The organism is Streptomyces sp. NPDC017676, assembly GCF_044329325.1.
Classification (GTDB): domain Bacteria; phylum Actinomycetota; class Actinomycetes; order Streptomycetales; family Streptomycetaceae; genus Streptomyces.
This window is the reverse complement of the sequence record NZ_JBIRJA010000017.1, coordinates 177,439-197,768: the sequence shown is the minus strand read 5'-3', so window position 1 is coordinate 197,768 and position 20,330 is coordinate 177,439. Positions and strand designations below refer to the sequence as shown.

Genomic DNA, 20,330 nt, shown 5'->3' with positions numbered 1-20,330 from the left:
GGATCAGTCCACCGTCACGTAGTCGGGACCGGAGTAGCGGCCGGTGGCCAGCTTCTGGCGCTGCATCAGCAGGTCGTTCAGGAGCGAGGAGGCGCCGAAGCGGAACCAGTGGTTGTCCAGCCAGTCCTCGCCCGCGGTCTCGTTGACCAGGACCAGGAACTTGATCGCGTCCTTGCTGGTGCGAATGCCGCCGGCCGGCTTCACGCCGACCTGGACGCCGGTCTGGGCCCGGAAGTCGCGGACCGCCTCCAGCATCAGGAGGGTGTTCGCGGGCGTGGCGTTGACGGCGACCTTGCCCGTCGACGTCTTGATGAAGTCGGCGCCGGCCAGCATGCCGAGCCAGGAGGCGCGGCGGATGTTGTCGTACGTCGACAGCTCGCCGGTCTCGAAGATGACCTTCAGCCGGGCGCTCGTCGCGCAGGCCTCCTTCACGGCGACGATCTCGTCGTACACCTTCAGGTACTTGCCGGCGAGGAACGCGCCCCGGTCGATGACCATGTCGATCTCGTCGGCGCCGGCGGCGACGGCCTCACGGACGTCGGCAAGCTTCACGTCGAGCGCGGCACGGCCGGCCGGGAAGGCGGTGGCCACCGAGGCGACCTTGACGCCGGAACCGGCGACGGCCTCCTTGGCGACGGCCACCATGTCGGGGTAGACGCAGACCGCGGCCGTCGTCGGCGTCGTGCGGTCGGTGGGGTCGGGGTGGACCGCCTTGGCGCCGAGCGCCCGGACCTTGCCCGGGGTGTCCGCGCCTTCCAGCGTCGTCAGGTCGACCATCGAGATGGCGAGGTCGATGGCGTACGCCTTCGCGGTGGTCTTGATGGAACGGGTGCCGAGGGACGCGGCGCGCGCCTCCAGGCCGACCGCGTCGACGCCGGGCAGCCCGTGGAGGAAGCGGCGCAGCGTGCTGTCGGACGCGGTGACGTCAGCGAGAGCGTGAGCTGTGGGTGCGGTAGTGGGCATGGTCACCAGACGAGCATATCTACGCGCGTAGCGGCTGTACACCCCCGTGCTCGTCACCGAGGCCGAGATCACGGATGAGCGCCGGTTCCCGGGCGCGTGGCCGCACCACGGACGGCGTCGTGCAGAATCGGGGCCATGACCACCCCGGACCATCCGTCACCCGCGTCACAGCCGCCGGCGCCCGTCGCCAAGGACCGCGTCTACCGCTCGCCCCTCGGGCTGGCGGGCGGCACGCTGCTGCTCCTGGTCGTCCTCTGGCTGGGCTTCGACGCCCTGTTCAAGGGTCACGGCCGGACCCCGTGGCTGGCGCTGGCCGGGATGATCCTGATCGTGCCGCTCGTCCTCGCCTTCACGCTCCGCCCGGCGGTGTTCGCGGGCGAGGACCGGCTGCGCGTCCGCAACCCGTTCCGGGTGATCACCCTGCCCTGGGGCGAGATCTCCGGCCTGCGCTCCGGCTACTCCAACGAGGTCCTCGCCAAGTCCGGCACCAAGTACCAGCTGTGGGCGATCCCCGTCTCGCTGCGGGCCCGCAAGAAGGCGCTCCGCCGGCAGCAACGGGCGGCGGCGGACGCGGCCCGGGGCGGGGCGCCGGGCGGCCGGGGCGGGGCGCTCGCACCGGGCGGCTTCGGAGGGTTCGGCGTGCGCGGCCCGGACGCGGGGCCGACCCGGGCGCAGACCGACCAGATCATGGCCGAGCTGGGGGACATGCTGGAGCGGCGCGGGCAGGCCGAGTCGGCGCAGGGCGAGATCACCGTGCGCTGGGCCTACGAGGTGGCCGCGCCCGCGGTCGCCGGAGCGGTGCTGCTGGCGATTCTGCTGGCTGTGGGCTGAGGGGCCCCGGGAGGCTTCTCCCGGTGCCTTCGGGGTCAGAGCAGGGGCCGGGGCCTGGGAGGTCCGGCGCGTAGTTCTCTTGTCCCGGGCCGTGTGCCCGCGGGGGTGTGACGGGGCCGGTCCGCCGCTGTGGGGGAGGGCGGGGCCCGGGGTGCTCCGTCTCCGTTCTCCCGGTCGAGGGCCGTACTTTCCGTGTGTCGAGGGTCGTACTTCCCGTGTGTGGAGGGTCGTCTCCCCGTGTGCTGAGGGTCGTACTCCCGTGTGACCCGTGTGACGTGCCCGGCCGGGTGGCTCGCCGGGACGGGGTGCCCGGCGAGCCCGGTGTGGCCCTGTGGGCCGTGGGCGGGCGTCGTGGTGGCCCTGCGACCGGAACCAACCGTTCGCCGCTGTCGAGTGTCTGGACCTCCATGAGTACGAATCCCGGACGGCCGCTGCCGCTGCCCGCCGCGACCGTGCCCGCCGACTGCACCTCCTGGAGCGGTGAGCGCCCCCGCCGCTGGCTCGACGCGCTGCCACCGCGCTGGGTGCCGCTGCCCACCCGGGCCGGGCACCTGGTGGCCGCGTCCGCCGCCACCGCGGGAATCACCGGGCTGCTGGCGCTGCCCGCCGGGTGGCGCCCCTGGGCGGCGGCCCTGCTGGCGTTGCACGGGCTGTGGCTGTGCGTGCGCCCGGAGATCGTGCCGGTGTCGGCGCCCGTGCTGGCGGTGCTGCTGGCCGTGCTGCGGCCCGGGAGGCTGTGGCCGGCCGCCGTGCTCGTCCTGGCGTCGGTCTGGGCGGTGGCCGTGCTGCGGCTGGTGGTGCGGGGCAGGCAGCGGGAGCGGATCCGCGACGCGGCCGGCGGCACGACCGCTCCGCTGCCGGACGCCGGCCGGTCACTGCCCCGTGGCCTGCTCCTCACGGGGTGCGGAGCCGTCCTGCTCGCGCTCGGGCTCGGTGCCGCCGCCGTCCTGCCCGCCCACGGCCCGGACGCGGGCGAGGGTGCGCGGGCGCTGCCGGCGCTCGCCTGGCTGGTGGCGGGGCAGGGCCTCACCGCGCTCGTCTCCGGGCTGCTGGGCCGGCGCCGGGCCACCGTGCTGCGCGCGGCGGCGGCGCCCGTGCTGCGGGTGCTCGTACGGGAGGGCGCCGACGGTGACACCGAGGTCTTCGCCGCCGACGACACGGCTGGCGCGCGTCCCCTGTTCCGCGTCGGGGTCACGGAGGTCCGCGACGCGGAGCCCGACGACGCTCACGACGACGCGCACGGCGAGGACAGCACGGACGACGAGGAGGAGCTGGAGGAGTTCCTGGAGCGGATCGACCGGGAGGGGCCGGGCCCGCTGCGGGAGGCCGTGCTGTACGGCGTGCCCTGCGACGGCGCCGAGATCCTGCTGGTCACCGCCGCCGAGAAGCCGGACGCGCCACCCGTGGTGGAACGGTCGTCGGGGCCCGTACGGCCCCTGTCCGAGGCGTCGGTACGGCGGCAGACGGCCGGGGAGAAGCGCCGGGCGGCCCGGCGGACGACGTACGCGGAGCTGAGCCGGTCGGCCGGGGAAGCGGTCGCGGCGGAGGCGGTCGTCGGGAAGGCGGACGGTGCGGCGCCGGCAGGAGTACGACAGTGGCGTGCGGGGCTGCTGCACCGGCTCTGCGCGCTGCTGCTCGTGCTGTGGGGCAGTGGCTTCTTCTGGGGCGCGACCGGCCAGTGGCGTGGTGTGCTCGGCGCCCTCGCCGGTTTCGCCGGGGCGCTGTGGCTGCCCCACTGGCTCGCCTGGCGGATCACGGCCGACAGCGAGGGGCTGTGGTTCAACGGGCTGCGCGGCCCCCGGCACCTGCCGTGGGACGAGATCAGGGCCGTCACGTGCACGAGCACCGAGCTGAAGGTGGACAGCCGGCGGGCCTCCTTCACGCCCTGGTCGGCAGCCGCTCCCCGCTGGCCGTGGCTGGAGCGCCGGTTCGGGCTGGTGCATCCGCACGAGCGGACCGCGAGTGAGATCACCGCCCTGTGGCGCGACCCGTCGCTGCGCCCGTCCGTACCCGCCGACGCAGGCCGCCGGGGCAGGCCGCTGTGGCCCCTGGCACTGGTGCTCGCGGCCGGCTGGACGGCGGCCCTGCTGTTCCTGTGGTGAGGACGGCGGGCCAGCTGTTCCTGTGGTGAGGACGGCGGACCCGCTGCTCCTGTGGTGAGGACGGCGGACCTGCTGTTCCTGTGGTGAGGACGGGCGGCGGCTGCCACGAGGACGGGGGCCCTGCTGTCGTCGCTGTCCTGGGGACGGACAGCAGGGCCCCCGGACCCTCAGATGCCGGCGGCCGCCGACAGGTCGCGCTTGACGGCCGTCAGCAGCTCCGTCGCGCGGGCGCGGGCGGCCGGCAGGTCGGCGTGCGCGGAGACCGGTACGACGACCTCCAGGTAGCACTTCAGCTTCGGTTCGGTGCCGCTGGGGCGGACGATGACCCGGGCGCCGTCGAGGGTGTAGCGCAGACCGTCCGTGGGCGGCAGCTTCTCCGTGCCCCGGGCCAGGTCCTCGGCCCGGACGACGCGCAGGCCCGCCAGCCCGGCCGGCGGCTGCTCGCGCAGCCGGCGCATCGCGTCCGCGATCAGCGACAGGTCCTGCACGCGGACCGAGAGCTGATCGGTGGCGTGCAGGCCGTGCTCCACGGCGAGGTCGTCGAGCAGGTCGAGGAGGGTACGGCCCTCCTCCTTCAGCACGGACGCCAGCTCGGTGATCAGCAGCGCGGCGGTGATGCCGTCCTTGTCGCGCACGCCCTCCGGGTCCACGCAGTAGCCGAGGGCCTCCTCGTAGCCGTAGCGCAGGCCGTCGACACGGGCGATCCACTTGAAGCCGGTCAGGGTCTCCTCGTACGGCAGCCCCGCCTTCCCGGCGATCCGGCCGAGCAGGGAGGAGGAGACGATCGACTCGGCGAAGGTGCCCTGGGCGCCGCGGCGGACCAGGTGGGCGGCGAGCAGGGCGCCGACCTCGTCGCCGCGCAGCATCCGCCAGTCACCGCCGTCGTTCACGGCCACCGCGCAGCGGTCCGCGTCGGGGTCGTTGGCGATCACCAGGTCCGGGTCGGTGGCACGGGCCCGCGCGAACGCCAGGTCCATGGCGCCCGGCTCCTCCGGATTCGGGAAGGCGACCGTCGGGAAGTCCGGGTCCGGGTCGGCCTGCTCGGCGACCAGCATCGGCTCGGGAAAGCCGGCGCGGGCGAACGCGGCCAGCAGGACGTCCCGGCCGACGCCGTGCATCGCGGTGTAGACCGTGCGGGCGGTACGGGGGGAGGCGGGGTCCAGTACGGCGTCCGTGCGGGCGAGGTAGGCGTCCAGGACCGACTCGTCCAGGGTCTCCCAGCCGCTCTCCGGACGGGGTACGTCGTGCAGGGAGGCGATCGCGTCGATCTCGGCGGCGATCTCCGCGTCGGCGGGCGGGACGATCTGGGAGCCGTCGCCGAGGTAGACCTTGTAGCCGTTGTCCCGGGGCGGGTTGTGGCTGGCGGTGACCTCGACGCCCGCGACCGCGCCCAGGTGCCGTATGGCGAAGGCCAGGACCGGGGTGGGGAGGGGACGGGGGAGTACGGCCGCGCGCAGGCCGGCGCCGGTCATCACGGCGGCGGTGTCCCGGGCGAAGTCGGCGGACTTGTGGCGGGCGTCGTAACCGATGACCACCAGTCCATCGGGGTGACCGCTCTTCTTCAGGTACGCGGCGAGGCCGGCGGCGGCGCGGATGACGACGCCGCGGTTCATGCGCATCGGGCCGGCGCCCAGCTCGCCCCGCAGGCCGGCGGTGCCGAACTGGAGTGTGCCGGAGAAGCGGGCCGACAGTTCCTCGACGGCACCGGCGTCGATCAGCTCGGCCAGTTCGTCGCGGGTCTCCTGGTCCGGGTCCTCGGCGAGCCAGGCCTTTGCCCGGGCGATGAGATCGTCGTGCACCTTGGGATCAACCTCTCCTGTGTCTGCCTGGTCCAACTGGGGGCTCCGCCCCCAGCCCCCCGTCCTTCGCCCACCCACCCGACTCGGTCGGCCGAAAGGCGGACGAACGGCCCGCCGCCGACCCCCCTGGGAGCCGGCCGCGGCATGGAAGGGAGCTTGCCGCATCCACGCCGCCCGGGCCCGCGCACCGCGCACGGCCGCTTGCACCACCGCGCCCGCTGTGAGCCGCCGGCCGTACAGCGAGCCGCTCGGCGGCTGCTCGCCGTACCGCGACCGCGCCGTACCGCGACCGCGCCGGGCCGCCGACGGCGCTGTCGCCGCACCCCTAAGAGCCGGCCGCCGTACCGCTCCCGCTCAAGCCGGCCGCCGTACCGCTCCCGCTCAAACCGAGCGCACTGCCGGAGCCGAGCCCAGCGACCCCGGCCGAAGCCGAGCCCGACGCCTGCCCGAAGCCGGGCCCGACGCCGTGCCGAGCCCGACGCCCGCCCCTGGCCGAGCCCGGTGCCTCGCCCCGAGCCGGCCGGGGCGGTTCCCGGTCGGAGCCGGGTGCGGGGGTTCCTCAGATCCTGCCCAGTACCCGTGCCAGCAGTTCGCCCATGCGGGCTGCCGAGTCGCGGCCGGCCTGGAGGACCTCCTCGTGGTTGAGGGGTTCGCCGGTCATGCCCGCGGCCAGGTTGGTGACCAGGGAGATGCCGAGCACCTCGGCGCCGGCCTCGCGGGCGGCGATGGCCTCCAGGACCGTGGACATGCCGACCAGGTCCGCGCCGATGACGCGGGCCATGCGGATCTCGGCCGGGGTCTCGTAGTGCGGGCCGGGGAACTGGGCGTAGACGCCCTCCTCCAGCGTGGGGTCGATCTCCTTGCACAGGGCGCGCAGGCGCGGCGAGTACAGGTCCGTCAGGTCGACGAAGTTCGCGCCGACGATCGGGGACGTCGCCGTCAGGTTGATGTGGTCGCTGATCAGCACCGGCTGGCCGGGCCGCATGCCCTCGCGCAGACCGCCGCAGCCGTTGGTCAGCACGATGGTCTTGCAGCCGGCCGCGACGGCCGTACGGACGCCGTGCGCCACCGCGGCCACGCCACGGCCCTCGTAGTAGTGCGTGCGGCCCAGGAAGACCAGGGCCCGCTTGTCACCGAAGGAGTACGAGCGGATCTTGCCGCCGTGGCCCTCGACCGCCGGCGGCGGGAAGCCGGGCAGCTCGGTGACCTGGAACTCGGCGTCGGGTGCCCCGAGGGCGTCGACGGCCGGAGCCCAGCCGGAGCCCATCACGAGGGCGACGTCGTGGGTCTCGGCGCCCGTGAGGGCGCGCAGGCGCGCGGCGGCGGCGTCGGCGGCCGCGTAGGGGTCGCCCTTGATGTCGTCCGGAAGAAGAGATGCGTTCACGCCGATGAGGGTAGCCGGTCTTCGCCTACGCGCGTAGATGACAGAGCCCACGGGTTTGCCTTCGTTGTCTTGTCGGTTTCCACAAGCAGCCGTAAAAATCGGAGCAAAACGCGGCACAGGGGATGCGCGGAGGATCAGCAGGGGCGCTTGCGGAGCTCCATCACATAGTCGTGCGGAGCCCCCGCCGACTCCGCCGCGTCGGCGATCTCGCCCAGGTAGCGCGCCGACGGCAGCCCGCCCTCGTACGCGTTGAGGACGTACGCCCAGGCCGTCTCCTCACCGTCCAGGGTGTGCACGCGCACGCGTACCCGACGGTAGATGTCGAGGCCCACGCCCTCCCACCGGTCGAGCGACTCCTCGTCCATGGGTGCGATGTCGTACAGGCCGACGAAGACCTCGGCCAACGGGTCCTCGACGATCGTCGCCAGCGCGCCCTCCCAGCCGAGCTGCTCGCCGCCGAAGGTCAGCCGCCAGCCGTTCAGCCAGCCGGTGGCGCGCAGCGGGGAGTGCGGGGCGCGGCGGGACATCAGGCGCGCGTCGAGGTTGCCGGCGTACGCGGCATAGAGCGACATGGGGAGAGGGTACGGCAGGCGCACCGCGCGCCCCGGGCGCCCCGGGCGCCCCGGGAGCGCCCCGGTGGCGCCCCCGGGCAGTAGCACCTTGAAGCGTGCGGGACAATGGAGTACGTGACTCGGATCGTGATCATCGGTGGCGGACCCGGCGGATACGAAGCGGCGCTGGTGGCCGCTCAGCTCGGCGCGGAGGTGACCGTCGTCGACTGCGACGGTCTGGGCGGAGCGTCGGTGCTGACCGACTGCGTGCCGTCGAAGACCCTTATCGCTACGGCCGAGGTCATGACGACCTTCGACTCGTCGTACGAAGAGCTCGGCATCATCGTCGCCGACGACACCCCGCCGCTGGAGCAGGCGGCCCGGGTGGTCGGCGTGGACCTCGGGAAGGTCAACCGCCGGGTGAAGCGGCTGGCCCTCGCCCAGTCCCACGACATCACCGCCTCCGTCACCCGTGCCGGTGCCCGGGTCATGCGCGGGCGCGGCCGGCTGGACGGCATGCAGGCGCTGGACGGGTCCCGGAAGGTCGTCGTCACCGCCGCCGACGGCACCGAGGAGACGCTCACCGCCGACGCCGTCCTCATCGCCACCGGTGGTCATCCGCGCGAGCTGCCCGACGCCCGGCCCGACGGCGAGCGCATCCTCAACTGGACCCAGGTCTACGACCTCACCGAGCTGCCGGAAGAGCTGATCGTCGTCGGGTCGGGCGTGACCGGTGCCGAGTTCGCCGGCGCGTACCAGGCCCTGGGGTCTAAGGTCACGCTGGTGTCGTCCCGCGACCGCGTGCTGCCGGGTGAGGACCCGGACGCCGCCGCCGTCCTGGAGGACGTCTTCCGGCGCCGTGGCATGAACGTCATGGCCCGCTCCCGCGCGCAGTCCGCCAAGCGCGTCGGCGACCGGGTCGAGGTGACGCTGGCCGACGGCCGGGTCATCAGCGGCACGCACTGCCTGATGGCCGTCGGCGCCATCCCGAACAGCGCGGGCCTCGGTCTGGAGGAGGCCGGCGTCAAGCTGCGCGAGTCGGGCCACATCTGGACGGACAAGGTCTCCCGGACGACCGCTCCCGGCGTGTACGCGGCCGGTGACGTGACCGGGGTCTTCGCTCTCGCGTCCGTCGCGGCCATGCAGGGACGTATCGCCATGTACCACTTCCTGGGCGACGCGGTGGCCCCGCTGAACCTGAAGACGGTGTCGTCCAACGTCTTCACCGACCCCGAGATCGCCACCGTCGGTTACACCCAGGCGGACGTGGACGCGGGCAAGATCGACGCGAGGGTCGTCAAGCTCCCGCTGCTGCGCAACCCGCGCGCCAAGATGCAGGGCATCCGGGACGGCTTCGTGAAGATCTTCTGCCGGCCGGGCACCGGGATCGTCGTGGGCGGTGTGGTGGTGGCTCCGCGCGCCTCGGAACTGATCCACCCCATCTCGATCGCCGTCGACAACAATCTGACGGTCGAACAGATCGCGAACGCGTTCACGGTGTACCCCTCCCTTTCGGGGTCGATCGCGGAGGTCGCCCGGCAGCTGCACACGCGCAAGGCGAGCGCGGAGGCCTGACGGCCGCTGTCGACTTCCCCCTGGTCAGGGGGTGTTGTGGCGCATGCGGTCGGCATAGTCGGGGCGGGCGGGTTCTATACCACTTCCCGCCCTGCCATGCGAACAACTTCTGCTATTCGGCGCAAACTGCTGAAAGCAGACGGTCGCTGGGGTTACTGTCAGTTTCGTGTTCGCTGCTGAACGTCGCCAATTGATCCTAGAAATGGTGCGAGCGAACGGTGCCGTGTCGCTCCGTGAGCTCGCCCGCGTCGTCCAGACCTCCGAAGTGACCGTACGGCGGGACGTGCGGGCACTGGAGGCAGAAGGACTCCTCGACCGCCGGCACGGCGGTGCGGTACTGCCGGGCGGGTTCACGCGAGAGTCCGGCTTTCCGCAGAAATCCCATCTCGCGACCGCGGAGAAGACGGCCATCGCCGATCTCGCCGCGGGTCTCGTCGAAGAAGGCGAGGCGATCGTGGTCGGGGCCGGTACGACCACGCAGGAGCTGGCCCGCCGGCTCGCGCGTGTGCCGGGGCTGACGGTCGTCACCAACTCCCTCCTGGTCGCCCAGGCGTTGGCCCATGCCAACCGGGTGGAGGTCGTGATGACCGGAGGCACCCTGCGCGGCTCCAACTACGCCCTCGTCGGCTCCGGCGCGGAACAGTCCCTCCAGGGTCTGCGCGTGTCGAAGGCGTTCCTCTCCGGAAGCGGTCTGACGGCCGAGCGCGGCCTGTCCACCTCCAACATGCTCTCGGCATCCGTCGACCGGGCCCTCGTCCAGGCCGCCGCGGAGGTCGTGGTCCTCGCCGACCACACCAAGCTCGGCACGGACACCATGTTCCAGACCGTGCCGACGGACCTCATCACCCGACTCGTCACCGACGAGCCGCCGCCCCACGACGACCGCGCCGCCACGGAGTTGCAGGCGCTCGCCGACCAGGGCGTGCAGATCGCCGTCACGGGGGCGAGCGGGAACCCGGGGGGTGACCAGGTCCCGGCGGGCCGCCGCGCTCCCCTGCCGGGACCGCGCAGGGGCCACGTACCAGGCGCTTCCGCCCTCCGCTCCGCCGCCGGCCTGGGCGAACCGACGACCACAGACCGAGGCCGCGTCGCCGACCTGCGCCGCCGTTAGCGCCGACGGGGCCCCGGGACCCGGTCGGTCCCCGGCGACCGGCAACCGGTGACCGTGACCGGTCCGGCGTCTCGCCGGACCGACGGGGAATCGTTCCCTCGGTCACCGGCCCCGTACCGGTCGGGCCGCTGGTTCATCCGCCCGGGGCATACGGCCGTGTGCGGCCCGCCCGTTCTCCGGACGGGACGGCGCAAACGCCACGCCCGGCGGACCGGGGCGGTACGCCGGGCGTGGGGACGGGACTCGGATCGGGTCAGTCCTTGATCTCGCAGATCGCCGCGCCCGACGTGATGGACGCGCCGACCTCGGCGGTCAGGCCCTTGATGGTGCCCGCCTTGTGGGCGTTCAGGGGCTGTTCCATCTTCATGGCCTCCAGAACGACGACCAGGTCGCCCTCCTTGACCTCCTGGCCCTCCTCGACGGCGATCTTCACGATCGTGCCCTGCATCGGCGAGGCGAGGGTGTCACCGGAGGCGACCGGGCCGGACTTCTTCGCCGCGCGGCGCTTCGGTTTGGCACCGGCCGCGAGGCCCGTGCGGGCCAGGCTCATGCCCAGCGACGACGGCAGCGAGACCTCCAGGCGCTTGCCGCCGACCTCGACGACGACCGTCTCGCGGCCCAGCTCCTCCTCCGCCTCGGCGTCGGCGGGCGCGGTGAACGGCTTGATCTCGTTGACGAACTCGGTCTCGATCCAGCGGGTGTGGACCGTGAAGGGATCCGTGGAGCCGGTCAGCTCGGGCGCGAACGCCGGGTCCCGCACGACCACGCGGTGGAAGGGGATCGCCGTCGCCATGCCCTCGACCTGGAACTCGTCCAGCGCGCGGGCGGCCCGCTCCAGGGCCTCCTTGCGGGTACGGCCGGTCACGACCAGCTTGGCGAGCAGCGAGTCCCAGGCCGGGCCGATGACCGAGCCGGACTCCACGCCCGCGTCCAGGCGGACGCCGGGGCCGGACGGCGGGTCGAACCGGGTGACCGTGCCGGGGGCCGGGAGGAAGTTGCGGCCCGGGTCCTCGCCGTTGATGCGGAACTCGAACGAGTGACCGCGCAGCACCGGATCGCCGTACCCGAGCTCCTCGCCGTCGGCGATGCGGAACATCTCGCGGACCAGGTCGATGCCGGCGACCTCCTCGGTCACCGGGTGCTCCACCTGGAGGCGGGTGTTCACCTCCAGGAAGGAGATCGTGCCGTCCTGGCCGACCAGGAACTCACAGGTGCCGGCGCCCTCGTACCGGGCCTCCTTCAGGATGGCCTTCGACGCGCGGTACAGCTCGGCGACCTGCTCCTCGGACAGGAACGGCGCCGGGGCCTCCTCGACCAGCTTCTGGTGGCGGCGCTGGAGGGAGCAGTCACGGGTGGAGACCACGACCACGTTGCCGTGCTTGTCGGCCAGGCACTGGGTCTCCACGTGCCGCGGACGGTCCAGGTAGCGCTCGACGAAGCACTCGCCGCGGCCGAAGGCGGCGACCGCCTCGCGCACCGCGGAGTCGTACAGCTCGGGGACCTCTTCGAGGGTGCGGGCCACCTTCAGACCGCGGCCACCGCCACCGAAGGCGGCCTTGATCGCGATCGGTAGGCCGTGCTCCTTGGCGAAGGCCACGACCTCGTCGGCGCCCGAGACCGGGTCCGGGGTGCCCGCGACCAGCGGCGCGCCGGCGCGCTGGGCGATGTGCCGGGCGGCGACCTTGTCGCCCAGGTCGCGGATCGCCTGCGGCGGCGGGCCGATCCAGATCAGGCCGGCGTCCAGGACGGCCTGCGCGAACTCGGCGTTCTCCGAGAGGAAGCCGTACCCCGGATGGACGGCGTCCGCGCCGGACTCACGCGCCGCGTTCAAGATCTTCTCGATGACCAGGTAGCTGGTGGCCGGGGTGTCACCGCCCAGAGCGAACGCCTCATCCGCGGCGCGGACATGCAGAGCGTCCCGGTCCGGGTCGGCGTAGACGGCCACGCTCGCGATCCCGGCGTCCCGGCAGGCCCGGGCCACGCGGACAGCGATTTCGCCACGGTTGGCGATGAGCACCTTGCGCACGATTGAGGCTCCCTCCTTGAAACAAGCCGAGTTTAGGGACTGCCGACACGGCACTTCGACCCGTCCCCTGTGGTGAGCTTGCCCACACGGAGCGTGATGCGAGGCCCGCGCGACCCGCGAAAGCCCATGTCGCACCTCGGTACGCAGGACTCCTGCGGAAAACCCTAGCCCTGCCATGTGGCCAAGGTCTCTGTGAAGGCGTGCTGCGGCCCACTCGGATTCTTTGTCGAGTCCCTACGAATGGCCCAATGATTCTTTGCTGCGGCCCGAACCCTTGTCCCTGGGTTTACCCGTTAGTAGCGTTCGCGCTGTCCCGAACGTACCTGGGGTAACAGGCTGCTGGTGTGAGAGTGGGTGGGACCGGTGGTGCGCAGACCGGTGGCAGGGGTCGTCGCGGTCGTCCTCCTGGCGGAGGCCGTCTTCATCGCCGCGCTGAACTGGTTCCTCGGAGTGGTCGTCGACCGGCAGGACATGTCGCTGGCCGGTCTCGACCCGGACGTCATGTCGACGTCCTCGAAGATCGGCGGAGTGGTCTTCGGCCTCTACTTCGCGCTGTGCGCGCTGGTGGCGGCGCTGGTCGCGGTACGCGACCGCGCCCCGGCGGGCCTCGGCCGCGTCCTGCTGATCAGCGCGGCCGTGGTGCACGGCCTGCTCGGCGCGTTCGCCTGGGGCCTGGTCGGCTGGACGGCGTTCCTGTTCATGGTGGTCGTCCTAGGGCTGATCGTGCTGCTCCTGATGACGTACGACCGTGCGGGCGGACCGGAGGGCGTGGCGCCCGGCGGCACGCCCGGGGAGGGTGCCGGGCCGCTGGCGCGGGCGGAGCCGGGCGCGGCCCCCGCCGGAGCGGGCGCGCCGGTGAGCCGTCCGGACGAACCGCAGGACGGGGACGGGGACGGCGAGCCGCAGGACTCGGTCCCCGCCCAGATCAGCGCTCCGGTGCCCACAACTCCGTGATGCCCACGCCCAGTTCGGCGAGCAGCTTGCGGAGCAGCGGCAGGCTGATGCCGATCACGTTGCCGTGGTCGCCGTCGATGCCCTCGATGAACGGCGCCGAACGGCCGTCCAGGGTGAACGCGCCGGCGACGTGCAGCGGCTCCCCCGAGGCCACGTAGGCGGCGATCTCCTCGTCACTGGGCTCGCCGAACCGGACGACGGTGGACGCGGTCGCCGACACGTACCGCTTGGCCTCCGTGTCCCACACGCAGTGCCCCGTCTGGAGCACTCCGGCCCGCCCGCGCATGCTCTTCCAGCGGGCGGTGGCCTCCTCCGCGTCGGCCGGCTTGCCGAGCGCCTGCCCGTCCAGCTCCAGCACCGAGTCACAGCCGATCACCAGGGCGCCCCGGACCTCCGGCCTGGCCGCCACGACGCTCGCCTTGGCCTCGGCGAGGGCGAGGGCGAGCTCCGCCGGGGTGGGGGCGGTGACGGCGTCCTCGTCGACGCCGCTCACGATCACCTCGGGGGCGAGGCCGGCCTGCCGGAGCAGGGCCAGCCGGGCGGGGGACTGGGAGGCGAGCACGAGTCGCCTGCGGCGTTTGGCAGTCATGCGGTCAGGTTAGTCAGGGTGCGCCGTCCGGCTCACCTCAGACCACTGACGATCATGAACAGCACCATGGCCAGGGCCACGAGAAGACCGAGCCGCCGGAGCATGTCCTGCGCGTCGCGCAGGTCCTTCGGCGGCTCGTTCTCCGGATCTGACCACAGCACTCCACCAGCGTGGGGCCTCGGCCGGGGAGGGCGCCTGAGTACAGCTACTCAAGTTCGCGCCCGGCGTGGTTCCCGCGATCCCTCAGCTCGGCCAGTAGGTGCGGGTCCAGGACGTCGGGCCCGGCCGGGGGACGCGGTGGGCGGCGATCCTCGACGGGTCGGACCACGCGTCCCTCGGGGGCTCCGCGCCGGACGGCGTCACCGCTGCCGCCGCGGCGCGGGCGCGGACCACCGCCAGGGCGGCGGCCAGCTCCTCCGGGGTCGGGTTGCCTCGTACGACCTTGATGTTCATGACCGCTCCCGGGGTCCGCGGGCCTAGAGGGGGATGTTGCCGTGCTTCTTCGGAGGGAGGGATTCCCGCTTGGTGCGCAGCTGACGCAGCCCGCGGACGATGTGCGCGCGGGTGTCGGACGGCATGATCACCGCGTCGATGTAGCCGCGCTCGGCCGCGACGTAGGGGTTGAGGAGGGTGTCCTCGTACTCCTGGATCAGCCGGGCGCGCACCGCCTCGGCATCCTCACCGCCCGCCTCCGCCTCCGCGATCGTGCGGCGGTGCAGGATGTTGACCGCGCCCTGGGCGCCCATGACGGCGATCTGGGCGGTGGGCCAGGCCAGGTTGAGGTCGGCGCCCAGGTGCTTGGAGCCCATGACGTCGTAGGCGCCGCCGAAGGCCTTGCGGGTGATGACGGTGATCAGCGGGACGGTGGCCTCGGCGTAGGCGTAGATCAGCTTGGCGCCGCGCCGGATGATGCCGTCGTGCTCCTGGTCGACGCCCGGCAGGAAGCCCGGCACGTCCACGAAGGTCAGGACCGGGATGTTGAAGGCGTCGCAGGTCCGCACGAAACGGGCGGCCTTCTCGCTCGCCGTGATGTCGAGGCAGCCGGCGAACTGCATCGGCTGGTTGGCGACGATGCCGACCGGGTGGCCCTCGACCCGCCCGAACCCGGTGAGGATGTTCGGCGCGAACAGGGCCTGGGTCTCGAAGAACTCGCCGTCGTCCAGGACGTGCTCGATCACCGTGTGCATGTCGTACGGCTGGTTGGCGCTGTCCGGTACGACGGTGTCCAGCTCGCGGTCCTCGTCGCTGGGGGAGAGGTCCGCCTCCTCCGGGAAGACCGGGGGCTCGGAGAGGTTGTTGGACGGCAGGTACGACAGCAGCTGCTTGACGTACTCGATGGCGTCCTTCTCGTCCCCGGCCATGTGGTGGGCCACACCGGAGGCGGTGTTGTGGGTGCGGGCGCCGCCCAGCTCCTCGAAGCCGACGTCCTCGCCGGTGACGGTCTTGATGACGTCCGGACCGGTGATGAACATGTGCGAGGTTTGGTCGACCATGACCGTGAAGTCGGTGATCGCCGGGGAGTAGACCGCGCCGCCCGCGCAGGGCCCGACGACGAGCGAGATCTGCGGGATGACACCGCTGGCGTGGGTGTTGCGCCTGAAGATCTCGCCGTACGCCCCCAGGGAGGCGACCCCCTCCTGGATGCGGGCGCCGCCGGAGTCGTTGATCCCGATGACCGGGCAGCCGGTCTTCAGTGCGAAGTCCATGACCTTGACGATCTTCTGGCCGTAGACCTCGCCGAGGGCGCCGCCGAAGACGGTGAAGTCCTGCGAGAAGACCGCGACCGGGCGGCCGTCGACCGTGCCGTAGCCGGTGACGACGCCGTCCCCGTACGGGCGGTTCCTCTCCAGCCCGAAGTTGGTCGACCGGTGCCGGGCGAACTCGTCCAGCTCGACGAACGACCCTTCGTCGAGCAGCAGTTCGATCCGCTCACGCGCCGTCAGCTTGCCCTTGGCGTGCTGCTTCTCGACGGCGCGCTCCGAGCCGGCGTGCGTCGCCTCGTGGATACGGCGCTGGAGATCCGCGAGCTTCCCCGCGGTCGTGTGGATGTCGATCTCTTGGACCTCGTGACGCTCTTCCGGCTCGGACATCGGGATGCGGCTCCCTGCCTGCTCAAAAGGGGGGACGGTTACTCATCCGTAGAGTAGTGGCGGGCCTACGGATCAGCAGTGCGTCGTTTACCACACCTAGGGTGGCTTGCATGACGCCGCAGAATCCATCAGACGACAGCCGCTGGTCCGACCTGGACCGTCCACCCCTGAACGGCGCCGCCCTGCGCCGCGGGCTGGTCAGGGAGCAGGGCCTGTACTGCGACATCGAGGTGGTGCAGCGGACCGGCTCCACCAACTCCGACCTGGCCGCCCTGGCCGCCGCCGGGAACGCCGACGAGGGCGCCGTCCTCGTGGCCGAGGAGCAGACGTCGGGCCGGGGCCGGCTGGACCGCCGCTGGACGGCTCCGCCGCGGTCGGGCCTGTTCTTCTCCGTCCTGCTCAAGCCCACCGAGGTGCCCGTGGCCCGCTGGGGGTGGCTGCCGCTGCTGACGGGCGTGGCGGTGGCGACCGGGCTGGCCCGCGCGGCGGGCGTCGACACGGCGCTCAAGTGGCCGAACGACCTGCTGGTGACCGTGGACGGGGAGGAGCGCAAGGCCGGGGGCATCCTCGCCGAGCGGGCCGGCGACGACGGCGTCGTCATCGGCGTCGGCATCAACGTCACGCTCAGGGCGGACGAGCTGCCGGTCCCGCAGGCCGGCTCCCTGGCCCTGGCCGGGGCGCTGGGCACGGACCGCGACCCGCTGCTGCGGGCGGTGCTGCGGTCGCTGGAGGACTGGTACGGGCGCTGGCGGGCCGTGAGGGGCGATTCCTCGGCGTGCGGGCTCCAGGAGACGTACACCGCGGGCTGCGCGACCCTCGGGCGGACGGTGCGGGCGGAACTGCCGGGCGACCGCTCGGTGGTGGGTGAGGCCGTGGCGCTGGACGGCGACGGGCGGCTGATCATCGCCACGGAGAACGGGGTGCAGGAGCCGGTGGGGGCGGGCGACATCGTCCACCTGCGGCCGGCGTAGAGCGCACCGAAGAGGCGCGGGGAACTGCGCGACCAGCCACAATGGAGCCGCAGCCGGGCACGGCGATCACGCGCCGTCGGACCACGCCGGTTCGCTCGACCGGTGCCCGGGACGCGTGCCGTCGGCCCAACCCGACGGAGTGAGCTGGCGCACACCTGCCGTAGAGTTGAGGCCGGTCGATACCTGACCGCGGCAGATCGGAAGGGCAGCAGGCGTGACCGTCGACGACACGGGCTCCGGCGCTGGCGGGGACGGCCGGGTGGACCCCCACGCCCCCGAGACCGGCGATGACCCGCTGGCCCTGCGTCTCGAACAGCTCATCCTGGGGGCCGAGCGCCGCTACACCCCGTTCCAGGCCGCGCGCAGCGCCGGCGTCTCCATGGAGCTGGCGTCCCGGTTCTGGCGGGCGATGGGCTTCGCCGACATCGGCCAGGCCAAGGCCCTCACCGAGGCCGACGTCCTGGCCCTGCGCCGCCTCGCCGGCCTGGTGGAGGCGGGACTGCTGAGCGAGGCCATGGCGGTGCAGGTGGCGCGGTCCACCGGGCAGACCACCGCCCGGTTGGCGGAATGGCAGATCGACTCCTTCCTGGAGGGCCTGACCGAGCCGCCGGAACCGGGGATGACCCGCACCGAGGTGACGTACCCGATCGTCGAGCTGCTCCTGCCCGAGCTGGAGGAGTTCCTCGTCTACGTCTGGCGGCGCCAGCTCGCCGCGTCGGCCGGCCGGGTCGTCCAGACCGCCGACGACGAGGAGATGGTCGACCGGCGGCTCGCCGTAGGCTTCGCCGACCTCGTCGGCTTCACCCGGCTCACCCGCCGCATGGAGGAGGAGGAGCTGGGCGAGCTGGTCGAGGCGTTCGAGACGACCGCGGCCGACCTGGTGGCGGCGCGCGGCGGCCGGCTCATCAAGACCCTCGGGGACGAGGTGCTGTACGCGGCGGACGACGCCGGTGTGGCCGCCGACATCGCGCTGCGGCTGGTGGAGACGCTGGCGAACGACGAGACGATGCCCGAGCTGCGGGTCGGCATGGCGTTCGGCACGGTGACCACCCGCATGGGCGATGTGTTCGGTACGACGGTGAACCTGGCCTCCCGGCTGACCTCGATAGCCCCGCGCGACGCCGTCCTCGTGGACAGCGCGTTCGCCGAGGAGCTGATCCGCAGCGGCGAGGCGCCCGCCTCGGAGGCGGAGATGGCGGAGGCCGCTGCGGCGGCCGAGAAGGAGGGCGAGGACCCGCCGGTGTACCGCTTCGCGCTCCAGCCGATGTGGCAGCGCCCGGTGCGCGGGCTCGGCGTGGTCGAACCGTGGCTGCTCACGCGCCGCGACGGCCAGCCGTAGCCGTCGGCCGCGAGGGCCCGTCGTCGCGTTCCCGTCCGCCCCGCGAAGCCTGACGGGCCCGCCCCCTGCCCCGGGGGCGCCTCACTCGACCGCCCGGGCGCGATTCCCATGTGCGCCGGGCCCTGGGCCCTGTCGTCGAACTCCCGTCTGCCGCGCGACGCCATGCACGCACTCTCGCCGCACCGGCCCCAGTCCCGAGTACGCCCGGTACGAGGGCCTGTGGCTGGCACGGCGAGAGCACGCACCTGACGCCGCACGGCCCGCCCTCCGGGCGGACGACGGGAGTTCGACGACAGGACCTAGCCGTGCCGGTCGCCGAGTACGTCCACGCACAGCCCGATCACCGGCACGCACACCCCGCCCGGACGGGGTTCCGGCTCATCCGGGCCGTGGCTCGGGGGCGGAGTCGGGGCCGGGGTCGGTGTGGTGGTGGCCGGGTCCGGGCGCGGGGCGGAGGCCGTCGGCGCGGGCGGCCGGGACGTGCCGCTCGGCCGGCCCGGGGTCCGGCCCGGCCGGGCGGTCGGTACGACGGGGTCGCCGGGCGCCGGCGTGGCCGTTCCCGGGTCCGGTGCCGCGGGGAGCGGGGAGCCGGTGGGCGTCGGCGCGGGGCTCCTGCCGCCCATGACGGAGGTCGCCGACGGCAGTGCGGTCGGGGCGGCGGCGATGGTGGCCGCGGTGTCGGCGGAGCGGCCCGTGGGCCCGCCGCCCGGGCCGACCCGGGGCTCGGCCTCCGCCGTGCCGGGCGCGCCGACCCCCGCGTCCGGGGCGGCCCGGACCAGGCTGAGCACGCCCGCGGCCAGGGCGAGGCCACCGGCGGCGAGCAGCACCTTGCGCGGTCGGGGCTTGCGATGCCGGCCGCGCCGTACTCCCGGCGCACGCTCCGGCGCGCGTTCCCGCTCCGCGTCGGAGTGTGCAGGTATCGGTGTCATGGGTCCCGCACGCTATGCGCTCGTGTGGGCGGTGTGCGCGGAGAAGGCCGGGATGTCACTCGAACGGGTGTAGCCCCCTGGACTTCACGAGAAAGGGCACGGCTGCGATGATCGGGTCGACGGCAGTTAACCCGCGTTAACCGGAGGGTGTCATGGGTGAGGAGCGGTTCGGGGAGTTCGTGCTGGTGCGGCGGCACGGGCATGTCGCGGAGCTGGTGCTGGACCGGCCCAAGGCGATGAACGCGGTCTCCACGGAGATGGCCCGCTCCCTCGCGGGCGCGTGCGCCGCGCTCTCCGTCGACCGGGACGCCCGGGTGGTCGTCCTGACCTCGTCGCACGAACGCGCGTTCTGCGTGGGGGCGGACCTGAAGGAGCGGAACTCCTTCACGGACGCCGACCTGGTACGGCAGCGGCCGGTGGCCCGTGGGGCGTACACCGGGGTGCTGGAGCTGCCGATGCCGACGATCGCGGCGGTGCACGGCTTCGCGCTGGGCGGCGGGTTCGAGCTGGCGCTGTCCTGCGACCTGATCGTGGCGGACCGTACGGCCGTGGTGGGGCTGCCGGAGGTGTCCGTGGGCGTGATCCCGGGCGGTGGCGGCACCCAGCTGCTGCCCCGGCGGGTCGGCGCGGCCCGCGCGGCGGAGCTGATCTTCTCGGCGCGGCGGGTGGAGGCGGCCGAGGCGGCCGAGCTGGGCCTGGTGGACCGGCTCGTGGACCCCGGCCGGGACCGCGAGGAGGCGCTGGCACTGGGCGAGCGGATCGCCGGGAACTCGCCGGTGGGGCTCCGGGCGGCGAAGCGGGCGCTGCGCCTGGGGCACGGGCTGGACCTGCGGGCCGGACTGGAGGTGGAGGACGCGGCCTGGCGCTCGGTGGCCTTCTCGGGCGACCGGGCGGAGGGAGTGGCGGCCTTCAACGAGAAGCGCAAGCCGGAGTGGCCGGGGGAGTAGAACCGCCCTGAAGGGGCGCGCCGCCGGTGCCGACGCCAGCCGGCGCCCGGAGGGGCGCGGGGAACTGCGCGACCAGCCACACCGCACCCCGCACCGGGCAACGGTCTGGGCCCCCGAGTCGCTGGCCGCACGCCGCAAGCCACACCGCACCCGCACGCGGCAACGGGGA

18 protein-coding genes are annotated in these 20,330 nt (G+C 73.2%); 8 read left to right on the top strand and 10 right to left on the bottom strand.

All coding sequences use genetic code 11. From position 1 onward, the window contains the following. Positions 1-3 precede the first annotated feature (3 nt). Positions 4-963, bottom strand: coding sequence for a deoxyribose-phosphate aldolase (deoC, locus tag ACH4LD_RS32515; RefSeq protein WP_398057745.1), 960 nt, complete (start codon positions 961-963; stop codon positions 4-6). 135 nt (positions 964-1,098) lie between these two features. Here deoC and ACH4LD_RS32510 point away from each other — a divergent pair, with 135 nt between their 5' ends. Together ACH4LD_RS32510 and ACH4LD_RS32505 are read left to right on the top strand one after the other, a co-directional pair. Continuing rightward, on the top strand, positions 1,099-1,794 hold the full coding sequence (locus ACH4LD_RS32510; RefSeq protein WP_398057613.1) for a PH domain-containing protein: 696 nt from the start codon (positions 1,099-1,101) through the stop codon (positions 1,792-1,794). A gap of 407 nt (positions 1,795-2,201) precedes the next feature. Continuing rightward, positions 2,202-3,896, top strand: a complete 1,695-nt coding sequence (locus ACH4LD_RS32505) for a hypothetical protein (protein WP_398057614.1) — start codon at positions 2,202-2,204, stop codon at positions 3,894-3,896. A 167-nt stretch (positions 3,897-4,063) separates the two neighbouring features. On the opposite strand, the gene ACH4LD_RS32500 is transcribed toward ACH4LD_RS32505, so the two are convergent. The 3 genes from ACH4LD_RS32500 to ACH4LD_RS32490 form a co-directional block, all read right to left on the bottom strand. Continuing rightward, entirely contained in the window at positions 4,064-5,695 is a 1,632-nt protein-coding gene (locus ACH4LD_RS32500) for a phospho-sugar mutase (RefSeq protein WP_398057615.1), read from the bottom strand. A gap of 559 nt (positions 5,696-6,254) precedes the next feature. Continuing rightward, positions 6,255-7,079 carry a purine-nucleoside phosphorylase gene (locus ACH4LD_RS32495; protein ID WP_132786692.1) on the bottom strand — a complete coding sequence of 275 codons (825 nt, stop codon included), beginning with the start codon at positions 7,077-7,079 and terminating at the stop codon, positions 6,255-6,257. Between the two features lie 134 nt (positions 7,080-7,213). Continuing rightward, positions 7,214-7,651, bottom strand: coding sequence for a gamma-glutamylcyclotransferase (locus tag ACH4LD_RS32490; RefSeq protein ID WP_103816328.1), 438 nt, complete (start codon positions 7,649-7,651; stop codon positions 7,214-7,216). A gap of 105 nt (positions 7,652-7,756) precedes the next feature. Here ACH4LD_RS32490 and ACH4LD_RS32485 point away from each other — a divergent pair, with 105 nt between their 5' ends. Together ACH4LD_RS32485 and ACH4LD_RS32480 are read left to right on the top strand one after the other, a co-directional pair. Continuing rightward, on the top strand, positions 7,757-9,205 hold the full coding sequence (locus tag ACH4LD_RS32485; protein WP_030659166.1) for an NAD(P)H-quinone dehydrogenase: 1,449 nt from the start codon (positions 7,757-7,759) through the stop codon (positions 9,203-9,205). A gap of 202 nt (positions 9,206-9,407) precedes the next feature. Further along, the gene (locus ACH4LD_RS32480) at positions 9,408-10,316 is read left to right on the top strand and encodes a DeoR/GlpR family DNA-binding transcription regulator (protein ID WP_398057616.1); all 909 of its coding nucleotides are present in this window, start codon (positions 9,408-9,410) and stop codon (positions 10,314-10,316) included. Positions 10,317-10,569: 253 nt separating this feature from the next. On the opposite strand, the gene ACH4LD_RS32475 is transcribed toward ACH4LD_RS32480, so the two are convergent. Then, entirely contained in the window at positions 10,570-12,342 is a 1,773-nt protein-coding gene (locus ACH4LD_RS32475) for an acetyl/propionyl/methylcrotonyl-CoA carboxylase subunit alpha (protein ID WP_398057617.1), read from the bottom strand. Positions 12,343-12,720: 378 nt separating this feature from the next. Between ACH4LD_RS32475 and ACH4LD_RS32470 the strand changes: the two genes are divergently transcribed. Then, on the top strand, positions 12,721-13,296 hold the full coding sequence (locus tag ACH4LD_RS32470; protein ID WP_398057618.1) for a hypothetical protein: 576 nt from the start codon (positions 12,721-12,723) through the stop codon (positions 13,294-13,296). On the opposite strand, the gene ACH4LD_RS32465 is transcribed toward ACH4LD_RS32470, so the two are convergent. From ACH4LD_RS32465 to ACH4LD_RS32450, 4 genes are all read right to left on the bottom strand, one after another. Next, positions 13,268-13,885 (bottom strand): Maf family protein, encoded by a 618-nt coding sequence (locus ACH4LD_RS32465; RefSeq protein ID WP_398057619.1) that lies wholly within the window; start codon positions 13,883-13,885, stop codon positions 13,268-13,270. The genes ACH4LD_RS32470 and ACH4LD_RS32465 overlap by 29 nt on opposite strands. A gap of 32 nt (positions 13,886-13,917) precedes the next feature. Next, entirely contained in the window at positions 13,918-14,046 is a 129-nt protein-coding gene (mmpB, locus tag ACH4LD_RS32460) for a morphogenic membrane protein MmpB (RefSeq protein ID WP_398057620.1), read from the bottom strand. Positions 14,047-14,128: 82 nt separating this feature from the next. Further along, entirely contained in the window at positions 14,129-14,338 is a 210-nt protein-coding gene (locus ACH4LD_RS32455) for an acyl-CoA carboxylase epsilon subunit (protein ID WP_132792877.1), read from the bottom strand. A gap of 23 nt (positions 14,339-14,361) precedes the next feature. After that, positions 14,362-15,975 (bottom strand): acyl-CoA carboxylase subunit beta, encoded by a 1,614-nt coding sequence (locus ACH4LD_RS32450; RefSeq protein ID WP_398057621.1) that lies wholly within the window; start codon positions 15,973-15,975, stop codon positions 14,362-14,364. Between the two features lie 110 nt (positions 15,976-16,085). Between ACH4LD_RS32450 and ACH4LD_RS32445 the strand changes: the two genes are divergently transcribed. After that, the gene (locus ACH4LD_RS32445) at positions 16,086-16,946 is read left to right on the top strand and encodes a biotin--[acetyl-CoA-carboxylase] ligase (RefSeq protein ID WP_398057623.1); all 861 of its coding nucleotides are present in this window, start codon (positions 16,086-16,088) and stop codon (positions 16,944-16,946) included. Between the two features lie 214 nt (positions 16,947-17,160). Continuing rightward, a complete protein-coding gene (locus ACH4LD_RS32440) occupies positions 17,161-18,285 on the top strand; it encodes an adenylate/guanylate cyclase domain-containing protein (RefSeq protein ID WP_398057624.1) in 1,125 nt (374 codons plus the stop codon). A gap of 299 nt (positions 18,286-18,584) precedes the next feature. On the opposite strand, the gene ACH4LD_RS32435 is transcribed toward ACH4LD_RS32440, so the two are convergent. Beyond that, positions 18,585-19,214 (bottom strand): hypothetical protein, encoded by a 630-nt coding sequence (locus tag ACH4LD_RS32435; RefSeq protein WP_398057625.1) that lies wholly within the window; start codon positions 19,212-19,214, stop codon positions 18,585-18,587. 152 nt (positions 19,215-19,366) lie between these two features. Between ACH4LD_RS32435 and ACH4LD_RS32430 the strand changes: the two genes are divergently transcribed. Next, positions 19,367-20,161 carry an enoyl-CoA hydratase/isomerase family protein gene (locus ACH4LD_RS32430; RefSeq protein WP_398057626.1) on the top strand — a complete coding sequence of 265 codons (795 nt, stop codon included), beginning with the start codon at positions 19,367-19,369 and terminating at the stop codon, positions 20,159-20,161. The last annotated feature ends 169 nt before the right edge of the window (positions 20,162-20,330 follow it).

What these genes read in the sequence shown, in the direction of transcription:
- deoC (WP_398057745.1), bottom strand. Translation starts at nt 963, where the DNA reads ATGCCCACTACCGCACCCACAGCTCACGCTCTCGCTGACGTCACCGCG.
- ACH4LD_RS32450 (WP_398057621.1), bottom strand. Translation starts at nt 15,975, where the DNA reads ATGTCCGAGCCGGAAGAGCGTCACGAGGTCCAAGAGATCGACATCCAC.
- ACH4LD_RS32445 (WP_398057623.1), top strand. Translation starts at nt 16,086, where the DNA reads ATGACGCCGCAGAATCCATCAGACGACAGCCGCTGGTCCGACCTGGAC.
- ACH4LD_RS32510 (WP_398057613.1), top strand. Translation starts at nt 1,099, where the DNA reads ATGACCACCCCGGACCATCCGTCACCCGCGTCACAGCCGCCGGCGCCC.
- ACH4LD_RS32435 (WP_398057625.1), bottom strand. Translation starts at nt 19,214, where the DNA reads ATGACACCGATACCTGCACACTCCGACGCGGAGCGGGAACGCGCGCCG.
- ACH4LD_RS32485 (WP_030659166.1), top strand. Translation starts at nt 7,757, where the DNA reads ATGGAGTACGTGACTCGGATCGTGATCATCGGTGGCGGACCCGGCGGA.
- ACH4LD_RS32480 (WP_398057616.1), top strand. Translation starts at nt 9,408, where the DNA reads ATGGTGCGAGCGAACGGTGCCGTGTCGCTCCGTGAGCTCGCCCGCGTC.
- ACH4LD_RS32465 (WP_398057619.1), bottom strand. Translation starts at nt 13,885, where the DNA reads ATGACTGCCAAACGCCGCAGGCGACTCGTGCTCGCCTCCCAGTCCCCC.
- ACH4LD_RS32505 (WP_398057614.1), top strand. Translation starts at nt 2,202, where the DNA reads ATGAGTACGAATCCCGGACGGCCGCTGCCGCTGCCCGCCGCGACCGTG.
- ACH4LD_RS32490 (WP_103816328.1), bottom strand. Translation starts at nt 7,651, where the DNA reads ATGTCGCTCTATGCCGCGTACGCCGGCAACCTCGACGCGCGCCTGATG.
- ACH4LD_RS32430 (WP_398057626.1), top strand. Translation starts at nt 19,367, where the DNA reads ATGGGTGAGGAGCGGTTCGGGGAGTTCGTGCTGGTGCGGCGGCACGGG.
- ACH4LD_RS32455 (WP_132792877.1), bottom strand. Translation starts at nt 14,338, where the DNA reads ATGAACATCAAGGTCGTACGAGGCAACCCGACCCCGGAGGAGCTGGCC.